General features: G+C 31.6%; 10 protein-coding genes. 6 read left to right on the top strand and 4 right to left on the bottom strand.

Going from position 1 to position 11,483, the window contains the following annotated elements:
* Positions 1-531: 531 nt before the first annotated feature.
* Positions 532-1,101, top strand: coding sequence for a hypothetical protein (locus tag JYK00_RS07320; RefSeq protein ID WP_207566262.1), 570 nt, complete (start codon positions 532-534; stop codon positions 1,099-1,101).
* On the opposite strand, the gene JYK00_RS07325 is transcribed toward JYK00_RS07320, so the two are convergent.
* Positions 1,079-2,311, bottom strand: a complete 1,233-nt coding sequence (locus JYK00_RS07325) for an IS256 family transposase (RefSeq protein ID WP_228288140.1) — start codon at positions 2,309-2,311, stop codon at positions 1,079-1,081. The two genes, JYK00_RS07320 and JYK00_RS07325, sit on opposite strands and share 23 nt — an antisense overlap.
* 74 nt (positions 2,312-2,385) lie before the next feature.
* Between JYK00_RS07325 and JYK00_RS07330 the strand changes: the two genes are divergently transcribed.
* The 5 genes from JYK00_RS07330 (at position 2,386) to JYK00_RS07350 (ending at position 6,299) form a co-directional block, all read left to right on the top strand.
* A complete protein-coding gene (locus JYK00_RS07330; protein WP_207566263.1) occupies positions 2,386-2,715 on the top strand; it encodes a hypothetical protein in 330 nt (109 codons plus the stop codon).
* A gap of 388 nt (positions 2,716-3,103) precedes the next feature.
* Positions 3,104-4,057: an ABC transporter ATP-binding protein gene (locus JYK00_RS07335; protein ID WP_207566264.1), complete on the top strand. Its 954-nt coding sequence runs from the start codon at positions 3,104-3,106 to the stop codon at positions 4,055-4,057.
* A gap of 1 nt (position 4,058) precedes the next feature.
* A complete protein-coding gene (locus tag JYK00_RS07340) occupies positions 4,059-4,802 on the top strand; it encodes an ATP-binding cassette domain-containing protein (RefSeq protein ID WP_207566265.1) in 744 nt (247 codons plus the stop codon).
* Positions 4,799-5,731 (top strand): ABC transporter ATP-binding protein, encoded by a 933-nt coding sequence (locus JYK00_RS07345; protein ID WP_207566266.1) that lies wholly within the window; start codon positions 4,799-4,801, stop codon positions 5,729-5,731. The genes JYK00_RS07340 and JYK00_RS07345 overlap by 4 nt, the downstream gene beginning before the upstream one ends.
* Before the next feature lie 151 nt (positions 5,732-5,882).
* Positions 5,883-6,299, top strand: coding sequence for a hypothetical protein (locus JYK00_RS07350; protein WP_228288141.1), 417 nt, complete (start codon positions 5,883-5,885; stop codon positions 6,297-6,299).
* Between the two features lie 199 nt (positions 6,300-6,498).
* Here the strand turns inward: JYK00_RS07350 and JYK00_RS07355 are convergent, their stop codons facing one another.
* The 3 genes from JYK00_RS07355 to JYK00_RS07365 are packed head-to-tail and all read right to left on the bottom strand — an operon-like array spanning position 6,499 to position 11,405.
* Complete coding sequence (locus tag JYK00_RS07355) at positions 6,499-7,173, bottom strand: DUF1175 family protein (protein WP_228288142.1); 675 nt, start codon at positions 7,171-7,173, stop codon at positions 6,499-6,501.
* Entirely contained in the window at positions 7,082-7,594 is a 513-nt protein-coding gene (locus JYK00_RS07360) for a hypothetical protein (protein ID WP_228288143.1), read from the bottom strand. Before JYK00_RS07360 ends, JYK00_RS07355 begins: the two co-directional genes overlap by 92 nt.
* Positions 7,497-11,405, bottom strand: coding sequence for an MG2 domain-containing protein (locus JYK00_RS07365; protein WP_207566267.1), 3,909 nt, complete (start codon positions 11,403-11,405; stop codon positions 7,497-7,499). Before JYK00_RS07365 ends, JYK00_RS07360 begins: the two co-directional genes overlap by 98 nt.
* Positions 11,406-11,483: the final 78 nt, after the last annotated feature.

The raw sequence follows: 11,483 nt of genomic DNA on the forward strand, positions 1-11,483 counted from the left end.
TTTATCTATTCAGAAGTTTTTTAAATCCAAATATAAAAAATTGGAGTGCAGTAAGCACTCCTAAAACTAAAAAGAAAATAAAAGCTAATAAAGAAAAGCTTTTTTATTTTAAAGTGCTGGACTCACTGAAAATTAATTAGTATTTCATTGTATAAAACGAAAAAAATTTTAATTTTTGACATATTAAAGCCTTCATTTTTTTATCAACAATCTACAAAAACAAGATTCCTCGTCGCATACGCTCCTCGGAATGACATTTTGTGGATGCCAACCTTGCCAACACTCGCTAACTTCCGTTAACCCTCGCTATTTTTTTTGTCATCCCGAGGAATGCAATGACGAGGGATCTTATTTCTTATTGTCATTACGAACATATGTGAGGGTGATGTCATCCTGGGGAGCACAACGACAAAGGCTCTTTTTACTAACCTCTCTAATCTCGCCAACTCTTAGTAATGTATGGGTCTGTTTCAAAAATAGGAAGGAAAGGTATAGAAAAAAAGCAAGGGAGATGTTATAATCTCCCTTGCTATGAGAAGAAGAAACATAAAGAAGATATTCAAACTTATCCAAAAATTCTACAAAAATATTTTACCACAACTTCCCCAAAAATCTACCAATAGGGGGAGGCCTAGGAAATATTCAGATGTATTAATACTTTCATTAGCAGTTCTTAAAGAACTGTTGGGACTTTCATTCAGAGAGACATTAGAAATAGGTACAATGTACTTTAACAAAGTTCCATCACTCAGGGACTTTCATTACAGGGTTCTTCAATTAGAAGAGATTATAAAACATCTTATAAACTTCATACACAACACACTTCAGTGTGAGATAGAGAGTATTATAGTAGACGGTACAGGAATAGGGTTTAAGAAACATACTACCTTGAACTGGATGAGAGGTACATATGTACGACAGATAAAGAACCACGTTAGATGTGAAGTAGTGTTAACAAAAGGAAAATACAAACTTTTTCAGTATGTGGAAGTGGGAAAAGCTTATTCAAGTGAAATAAAACTTCTAAAAAAACTATTGAAAAAGATAGAACTCAAGGGAAAGAAATTCATGAGACTAGTCAAAAAAATTGTGTCTGGTTAGCGTACCTGAGATTGAAAAGTTGCAAAAGCTCGTACTCCACACCTTTGATTTTGGGTATAGAATTTTTCCAATTTTTTTCTTTTAATCTCTCCCGTATTAAAAACACATTCAATTCTAACACCTCCACCGATTGGAAGTATTCTCCTTTCCTGTGTCTTTCTTTTTCCAACATACTGTTGAAACTTTCCGCTGCGTTTGTTGTGTATATGTAACTTCTCACCTCATCGGGATATTTCAAAAACACCACATACTTTTCTGCATCATTCAACAGTTTTTTCATGAAGATCGGGTATTTTTCTTTGTAGCTTTCACACAGCTTTTTAAGCTGTTCAAGCCCTGTGTCGTAATCGGGTTGAACCTTTATTTGTTTCAGTTCTTTTTTAAACTGTTTGGCATCTTCTTTGTTCATATGCTTGTTCACGTTTCTTTTCAGATGTACCCAGCACAGCTGATGATCAGCTTCTGGATATGCAAGTTTCACCGCGTCATTCATACCTGGAAAGTTGTCACTCACCAACACCATTACCCTTTTCAATCCCCTGCTCACCAAATCATCAAACACACGCATCCAGTCGAATTTATTTTCAGGACCAAAGTGAACGTAAAATCCGTATATATCTTTTTTTCCTTCCATGTCTATTCCAAGTACAATATATACACTCGCATCTCTTACCCTTCCATCTTTCTTTACCTGACATCTGTATGCATCCACCACCAATGCAAATGCTGATGTTGGAAGTTGTCTCGTCTTGAAATCCTTTAACCTCTCCATAAGTTGTTCCCGAATCTTTGTCAGTTCTTCCTTTGTGTACGGAAGTTTTAGTGTTTCAAGTACATCCATGATTTGTGTGGGAGAATAACCATTCAAAACTAATGCCATGACAAATTGTGTGTATTCAGTTGTGTTCCGTTTCCAGCGTTCTGGAAGAATAGAAGACCTGAATTGCCCGCTTCTTGTTCGTGGAATGTTGAGACTGTACGATATCCCCGCAGAATTAACTGTCCGTGTGTAAAATCCGTTGCCTTTGTCTTGCACATGATTCTGAAGAAAGATATCCCTTTCACCCAGCATGAATGATTCAAGAAACGCTTCACAGAACTCTTTGAGCGCTATTTTTGTCTGTTCGTCACTATTTTTACAGTACTTTTCTATCATTTTGTTTATTGCATACTCCTTGGCTTTCTCGTACATCTCTTTATCAATTCCCATCCCTTTCACCCCCTAGACACATTTTTTATTATACTCCCAAATTCATAGCAGACAAGCTGTACGATGTTAAATGGTTGAGGGAGTATCTGAAAAAAAGAGGAATAAAAGAGGTAATAAAAATAAGAAAAAGAGCAATAGGCAGGAAAGAAGTAGATTATGAAGAATACAAAGAAAGGAACGAAATAGAAGGACTATTTGGAAACATAAAAACAAAGCTTGGGGGATATGTATACGCCTACAGAGAGGACATGGCAAGGATACAGGCACTAATAAAGTTTTTATTGTACAACCTGTATGTGGCATATATTTTTCTTTTTACACAGTTGTGGAATGATATTACAAATTTCATAGAAAATCATATAAAAATATACAAATTTTATATAATTCCATGTAAAATTAGATAAAATTAGATAAAATTACATAAATTCACATGAAATTCATAAAAAAATTGTATATTTCAAGTTCATTTTTCTTATTCTTATACGATTTTTGAAACAGGGCCAGTAATGTATTGACACTGTTCAATTTCCATGTTATTATTTTTACGATTTTTGATTTTTTCACACTTAAGGGGGCAAGAGTATGAGAAAGAATAAGAATTTTTTCAGGACAATTTAATAAAAAAATATTTGCGGCAACCAGATAAAAGGTAATAATCTGCCTTTTGATATATTGCTGTTTTTATCATTCTTGAGTTGAATGATCTTCTTTTGTATTAGATTTTCATGTAAAAAGCCCCGGGTTGCCGGGGCTTTTTTGTTGCAAATTTTCTGGGAAATGGAGGGATTTTAGATGAAAGAATTTTATAAATATTTTTATCTGTTTCATAAACTTCTTTCGCCTTCTCTTTTTATCAAGAAACTATTTATTGACATTGCATATTTTATCTCCAGATTTTTATCGCTTATGCTTCCCATTTTTCTTGGAAAGATAGTGGATAATTTTGGAAAAAGAGAAATTTTACCCAGCCTTTACGCTTACGTATTTGTTTATTCTGCTCTGTTTTTGTTTCAACAGATCAGTGGTATTAACAGAAGAACATTTTCAATAGTTGATGGGCCAAAGTATTTATTTGAAAAAGGAATATCAAATGTTTTGAAAAGAAAGGAAAATAATTTTGTTCCAGAAAAGGAAATGGACAAAATATTCAGTTTTTCTCATATTTTTGAATTTTTCTACGCGACTTTTTCTTTATACGTTTTAATTGTTCCTGTTATGATGGCATTTTCTATAGGAATGATTATGTTAAATGAATGGAAAGCAGGCATTGTGGCAATATTCAGTTTTATTTTTACATGGATGTCGAGTAATAAAAAAATGAAAGTAGAAGAAAAAGCAGCGTCTCAAATGAATGAAGCTGAATATAGTGTAGCAGAAACGTTATCGGATTTATATTCTGGATACGAAGATATCAGAGCATATGAGACCTTTAATTTAACATTTCGATGGGTGGAAAAGGTTTTAAACGGGTTAAAAAAGGCTTATTATCTGTTTGGAAAAGTTGAAGTTAAATTCGGACTTACCTATGAATTTGTATCAATTCTAACCATGCCCATTATAACATTCATACTGGGTTTTGAAGTTTTCTCTGGAAATCTTTCGGCTGGAAAGGCTATAATGCTCCTTGTTTATGCAGAAAGAGTACAGGACTATTCTGAAGTGTATATTCAAGATACAGACTATATCGCATGGGCAGTTGCCCGAGCAAAAGTTGCATACAAAGAATATTTAAAGGAGGATGAATAATATGTTTGAAAAAATCGAATTTATCAATTTATCTTTTGAATATGAAGGAAGAAAAATACTGGATAATTTTAATTTACAAATAAAACGTGGTGAAAAAATTGCAATTGTAGGTTCAAGTGGTGAGGGGAAAACAACTTTAATAAGACTCATGTTAAGGTTCATAAGTCCACATTCTGGAAAAATACTGGTAAATGAAAAACCTATATCAGAATTTGAGAATTGGTACAAAATGTTAGGAGTCTTAAGTCAAAAAGCGCATATTTTTAATAGAAGTTTGAGAGAAAATCTTCTTATTGCAAATCCCAGAGCATCTGACAAAGAAATGTATGAAGCACTTGAAAAGGCCGGACTAAAGAAATTTATGCAAACAAGGAACCTTGACACTATTCTCGGAAATGAAGGTGGATTCACATCAGGTGGGGAAAGAACAAGAATAGCACTTGCAAGACTGTTACTTAGAAAGCCGGAAATTGTTATTCTTGACGAACCTCTGGAAGGTGTGGATAAACTTGTTGAAAAAGAGGTTATTGAAAATATTAGAGATTTTGTAAAAGATAAGACTTTGATTTTAATTTCGCACAGATTTAGTATTCTTTCGTTAACGGAAGAGTTTGCAGTACTTGAAAATGGGAAAATTATTGAAAAAGGAAAATATCACGAACATTCAGAGGACAGCCTTTTGAAGCAATTTTTCAAAGCCGAACAGGAACTGACCGAAAAATTCAGAAAGGATGATGTCGTATGAAAGAATTGATAAAATGGATTCTAAAATTACCGAAAAAATTATTATACATGATCGGAATAATGAATTTATTCGGAATATTTTCAAGCTTGATTGTTTCATACACTGCAATAATAAATAAAGATGTTATAAATTACGCGATTTCAGGGAATAAAAATTTTTTCATAAGTAGTATGTTATTGGTAATTGCAGTTTTAACAAGTCATGTTTTATTCACCCTGGGAAAAGGGTTTGTTTCTTTTACCAAAGGGAATTATCTTAAATACTTTGGTGAATATTGCTATAAAAAAATAATGAATAAAGATTTTTCTGATTTTTCTAAAAAAACTCCTGCTTTTTATTCTGAGGTTTCTTTAAGAACCATTGAAGATATGCTTTATTTGATTTCAGATTATAACAATTCAGGAGGACTTGTTTTTGCATTTAGAATTACATTCTACATGCTAACTATATACACGCTTGATTATGTTTCCGGTATGTTTATGATCTTATTTTCCATTTTAATTTTGCTATCTCTCTGGATAGCTAACATTTACTATTATAAACATTCAAAAATAGTGAAAGATAAATTTTTAGAGGTTAGATCATATGTCGCGGATATGTTCAGAGGAAAAAAAGAGACGCAGTTATTCGAAGCATACGATTTTGAAATGAATCTCTATAGGAAAAATACTGACCCTGTGTGGAAATACAAAAGAAGACTCTTTTTTGTTGATTTCATACTTAGTTTTTCGATTCGGGATTTAATTTCAACAGTATTTTATCTTTTTATCGTATATCGTGGAATAATCATAGGAAATGCTGGTACTTTTTATGCTCTCTTAAATTTATTCGCATTGATACGTTATCAGTTATTTGCTGCTATTGGAATATGGGACAGTATACGTTCTGGAATAACTTCTGCAAGGCAACTTGAAGAAATAGTAGGATAACTTTGATCTGGTGTTTAAAAAAGCAAATGGGCAATCTGGCCATTTGCTTTCTACATTTTAAAATTTTGACATATTTGATACAATATAAAAAGAAAATTCACAAGAATAAGAACAATTTATAAAAACCTGTATGTTTGATGGAGGTATTTTCATGAATTATTTTTATTTAGATTTAAAAAGAGTAATGCCAAGTCAGCTTTATATCTCAAAAGAAAAATTGAAAAATGTATTAAAATACATAAAAAATGTAGGTATTAACAATATTGAGCCTATACCTATTAAAAAAATCGGTAACATTACTTTTTTTACAGATGGACACACAAGAGCGTATGCTCTCTGGAGATTAGGATTAAAAAAGATAAAAGTGACCTGGGAAACTGACGAACTTGATTGGGAACTTTATTTAATTTGTATAGATTGGTGTATAAATGAAAAGATAACCAATATTTCTCATTTAAGAGTTATTTCACACAATCGATACAAAAAAATGTGGTTGAAAAGATGCGAGCAACTTCAGAAACAACTATACTCTTCATGTGCAATTTTTAAAACTAATCTTAAAAAATGACTGAAAAAGGATACTTTTTTTAAAAGCATCAGCGGCAAAAGGAATGTCATCCTGAACGCATGTGAGAAGATGTCATCCTGAGGAGCGCCAGCGACGAAGGATCTTATTTTACTACTCTCGCTAACCCTCGCAAGATCTTTTGCGCTCCGCGCTCAGGACAGGCCTTGCCAACTCTTGCTAACCTCGCCGACAACTGTTTTTATTTTAGAAATTTTAATTTATAATATCCTAAAAAATATGGATTTACACTTATGGGTCTCCAGGATATATCTGAGAGCATTATATTTTCGTATGTCACGTATCTAACTTCTCCACCTGGACCTGTATGGTAAACAAAACCGTTACCTGTATAAATCATTACATGGTATGGATATTTGGGATCTTCGGGGTGAAAGAAAAAAATTAGATCACCTGGTTTTGCAAACTTTCTTTCTTTTGAAATAAATTCTACGTTATAATAAAACAGATTGTGTCCGTTTACATAGCTTACATATTCTTTACCATTGAAAAATATGTTAACCCCTGATGGAGTATCAGGATAATTGTATTTTTTTATATCTTCAAAAATAGGTCCTTTATATCCAGTTTGTTTTATCCACCTGGTCGTGTGTTTTTTCAACGCTTCTTTTATCGAATAAAAAACAAATCCTGAGCAATCTCTGGTTTTAAAAGTTGGGTGTATGTTATCAACATTATCAAGTGCTATTGCAACAAACCACATTCTAAATTTCCATGAATCTTCATTGTCTAATGTTAGAGTTAATTTGTTGTCAAAAGTTGTGTCATTTTTCCCAATAATACGAAATGAATAAAGGAAGCTCATAGTTAAAATCAGCAAACTTATTGAGAAAAATATCCACTTCTTTTTTTTCATAATACCCCATATACCAATAAATCAATCCCTCCTGATATTTTTCACTTAAGCCGTACAACACCCAATGCAAAAGTTCATGAAGTAATACTTTTTCAAAAATTTTCTTTTTAACAAGAATCTCTCTCGGTTGAAAAATTATCTGGAAATTCTCATATATGCCTCCAATATTATATGGCATATCTGTTAAATAATGAAATTCTGTAAGAGATTTTGTATAGTAAATAGTTACAGGTGTTGGTGGAAGCGTTAAACTTGCCTCCTGTAGAAAATTGTAGAGCTGCAGAGTAACTCCTATTGGTATGTACTCTTTTAACATATATTCTTCACTTTTTAATTGTGTAGGTGTTAAAATCACCAATAGAAATAGTATCTTCAAAATACATATTGTAAATAAACGTTGGCTTTTTCTTGAACTTTCCACTATACATTAACCTCCAATAATAGCTTATACTTCTTTTATTTCCATCGTAGCTTCTTATAAAAAATGAGATTTTATCTTTTTTATAATCAACGTAACTATACCAGAGTTTTTTATTATAATACCAGCTATATGAAAATTTACTGTTGTCTTCTGAGGTGTTTTCTACATAATATTTGATGACTTCGGCACAGGATGGCAAAAATTCTTCTATTATTAGATATTCATTTGACGTTCCTTCTAAAGTAATTTCAGTTTTTATAAAGTCACCTTTTTTAAGAGAGGGTTTTATTTTTTTATATGTTATTTTGTACGCACCTTTTTTAAAAGTTTCTTCATTTCCTGAAAATTTAAAAGGGCCTATGATTACAAGTGCGTTATTTTCAAAATAAACGGGTGTTCCTCTAGAAACTGTTTCTAATATAAATTCTGGGATTTCTGTAAAAGTAGAGGGTGTGGAAACGAGAGTCATCGTAAGTGGGATGTATTCGCTTGATAATGGCAAAAATGCATCCAGATAAGTATTTTTAAATTTTACCATATGTCTTTTATAATCTGTGCTTTTTATATTTAAATTATTGTTTGATTTATTATCTGGAGTTATTGTTTCAGTTTCAGTGATTTCCACGTATCCATTTCCCTTTACAATGATACTATTTTCTGTCTCAATTGTGGTTAATTCACTTTTTAAATTACCACTTTCAATTATTGCCAGAATAGAGAGCGCAGTATCTTTGGTAGAATACCAGAAAGGCCCCTTCTTTTTTCTTATAAGATAGGTGATTAATTTATCTCGTAGTTCAAGATTTTGTTTGTGCATTGTTAATGTCCTTATTGCAGCGCTTGTAAGATGTACACTGGAATAAAATCCTTCACCTTTTATGTAGGCGTAATCTTCCTTTTGAATAGCTAATTTTTTAATTTTTGAAGGAGATGTGTAAACAAAATCATAAACATCTTTTCCAGAAAATGCTATATTTTCTCCGTATAGTTTGAGGACAAAAGCAGAATATCCATTAATTTCGCTGTTTTTTAGAAATTGTATAGCAGCGTTAACAGCTTCTTTTGGATAAAAATATCCATTTTTCTTTGCATAATACAGACCTTCTAAAACATAGGCAGTCATAAAAACGTCGCTTTCGTCGTTGGGCCACCAGCCCCAACCTCCATCGTAATGCTGAAATTTTAAGAGCCTCTGGAGACCTTTCAATATAATATCATCAAGATTGTCAACTTCTATAAAACTTTTTGCAACCAGGGCAGGATAAAACGAACTCATGGTTTGCTCGGTGCATCCGTACGGATACTTTATCAACTCTTTAATAGACGGTTCTAAAAGGGCTCTAATATCATTTATGATCTTTATGTTTGAATTTTTCGGAAATCTTTTTTCTCCACTTACTTTAATTATTTTTCCAGTTTTCCTTACAATATTAATATTGTGTACGGGAATCGTTATTTTGATCCCATCGAAATAATTATTCATTTCTGCTTTTGCGATTATCTCTATATTATCCGTATTTTCCGCCTTTAAGGTGATAGGTATTCTTAAATCAGAATCAACGCTGAAACTTTTTTCTGAGAAATTTACATTTGCTCCACTTGCCTGGAGGGACACAAAAACGTTCCCTTTTTCACCTGTATAGTTTTTGATATAAATTGTTCCATCCACTTCATCTCCTACAATTAAAAACTCAGGTAAGAACAATTTTATTTCAAATGGCTTTGATACTACAAAAGTTTTTGTTGAGTATGATACGTATTCCTTTGAAATTTCAAAAACATTAATTCTCCATTTTGTTATGCTGTCTGGCGCTTTGAAGGAGAATTTGCTGGCAAAAAGGTTTGGATTCCAATAAGCAACTTGTGGGAAATAATCTCTTATTCTTTTTTCCTGAGTTTCTTTTGTAGTAGTAAAAACATGAGATTTTTTGTTTTTTTCAAATTGTGATAGTGCATCAAAATAGATATAGTTTCCTGAATTGTAAACATAAAATCCTGGATATCTATTATCTGGATACAAATATTCTATTAATGAACGGCTTCTGGCTAATTCGAACAGCCCTTCATCTACAACGCTTACAACTTTTAAATTTTTGCTGTTTTCCAGTTGTACACTGACCGTTTCTCCGGGAACGTAAATTTCTTTGTCTGTGGTGATTTTTTTAATTTTAACTCTGCTGTGTAATATACTTAATTTTTGGAGCTGTCTATTTTCAAGTCCAAGGAATTCAATAAAGTAATTTTTTGAAATCTCATTGTCTGGTATATAAATAGAATAGTCAGATGGTTTATTAACCAGAAATATTTGCTGAATTTTTGAACCACCTATACATAAAATTCCAGCGTCTTTTGCTGTAAAAGTAAGTTTTATATTATCACCAGGTTTTACTGTTTTTCTATCAACTTTGAATACTATGTCCTGTTTGTAACCTTTAAAGAAATTTTCAGTAACACTACCAAATTTGACAGTAACCATATAGATATCCTCTGGAATAGTTACTTCTCCAGTTCCATTTAATATGGTTACAAATTCTCTTTTATCTTTGAATGTTACCGTTGCTATTCCTTTTAAAGGATTCCCCTGCAAATTTGTTATATGTAATTTTAGTTTATTTCCCTCAAAATTTCCGGATATATTTATATCTTCTTGAAGTACTTTTACATAAGTATTTTTATCGTACTGTTTACCTGAATCGTCTGAAATCAGAACCTGTATCCTGTGATAACCTGGCTCATTTAGAAGTACTGTGTATTCTGCTATTCCTTTTTCATTGGTCCTTTCAAATGTTTTGTTTATCAGATAACCATCTTTATAGGTGTAAAATAAAACTTCTGCATTTTTAACAGGATCCCCATTTAGATATTTCGCTATTGTAATTATTTTCACAGTGTTTCCAGCAATTATTTGAGTTGCATCAGTTGAAATTTCAAGTTTATAAGTTGGCTTTACATAATCCTGAATAAGGAAGTAATACCATGAGATCGTTTTACCATTATTTACAACTCTTATATAGTAATTCCCTGTTACAATCTCTTTTGTGGTTTTATATTCCAGAGAAAATCCTCCATATTCATCCGATAAGAACTCTTTATTTAAAATAATATTTCTAAAAGGGTCTTCCAGTATAACCTGAGCTTTTGAGACATATGGTACGTATTTGTTCCCCTCTCTTTTGAACAAATTTACTCTAAACCTTATAGTATCTCCGGGTGCATATAAAGGTTTATCCATAATAACCAGAGCTTTAATTTTGGGATACTGATTCCATGAAGAATATTTACTTATTACCACAATGTTATTATCAACAAAAAATAACTTATCTTCGTAAGTATTCAACGAAAATCTGAACAAAGGACCATTTAGTTTCTTCTTTGAAGAACCGCTAAAATAAAAAATTTCGTTTAAAAATTTTCCTCTTTTTAAATCATATACACCAAAATATAAATTGTTTTCATCGGAAGCTATAAATCCCTTAAAATGCGTATAAAAGAACACTCTTGAATAATAATTTTCTTTTGTTTCAATTATTAGTTTATAGGCTCCAGGTTTATCTGGAAATATAAGTTTAAATTCCCCATCCCTAACTTTTTTCAGTGAAAAATCCTTTGTCAAAGTAAAGTTTGATTTATCATTATTAATTATTATGTTTCTATCAATTGAGGAATAATATATACGAACATTAAACTCTTCATCCGCATATATTGTGATATTATTAACAGGATATTCTATTATACTTTTTCGAGGAACATAAACATTAGAGAGTCCTAATATGCTTACAAACAAAAGTAATACAAAAATTATTTTCTTCATTTTATCACCCCCACCAAATTATACAACATTTTACTGGCATTTTTAGCTTTTTTCTTTCAATGTTATAGATATATTTTC

The organism is Thermosipho ferrireducens (assembly GCF_017358165.1).
Taxonomy (GTDB): domain Bacteria; phylum Thermotogota; class Thermotogae; order Thermotogales; family Fervidobacteriaceae; genus Thermosipho_B; species Thermosipho_B ferrireducens.

What these genes read in the sequence shown, in the direction of transcription:
- JYK00_RS07320 (WP_207566262.1), top strand. Translation starts at nt 532, where the DNA reads ATGAGAAGAAGAAACATAAAGAAGATATTCAAACTTATCCAAAAATTC.
- JYK00_RS07325 (WP_228288140.1), bottom strand. Translation starts at nt 2,311, where the DNA reads ATGGGAATTGATAAAGAGATGTACGAGAAAGCCAAGGAGTATGCAATA.
- JYK00_RS07335 (WP_207566264.1), top strand. Translation starts at nt 3,104, where the DNA reads ATGAAAGAATTTTATAAATATTTTTATCTGTTTCATAAACTTCTTTCG.
- JYK00_RS07340 (WP_207566265.1), top strand. Translation starts at nt 4,059, where the DNA reads ATGTTTGAAAAAATCGAATTTATCAATTTATCTTTTGAATATGAAGGA.
- JYK00_RS07345 (WP_207566266.1), top strand. Translation starts at nt 4,799, where the DNA reads ATGAAAGAATTGATAAAATGGATTCTAAAATTACCGAAAAAATTATTA.
- JYK00_RS07350 (WP_228288141.1), top strand. Translation starts at nt 5,883, where the DNA reads ATGAATTATTTTTATTTAGATTTAAAAAGAGTAATGCCAAGTCAGCTT.
- JYK00_RS07355 (WP_228288142.1), bottom strand. Translation starts at nt 7,173, where the DNA reads ATGAAAAAAAAGAAGTGGATATTTTTCTCAATAAGTTTGCTGATTTTA.
- JYK00_RS07365 (WP_207566267.1), bottom strand. Translation starts at nt 11,405, where the DNA reads ATGAAGAAAATAATTTTTGTATTACTTTTGTTTGTAAGCATATTAGGA.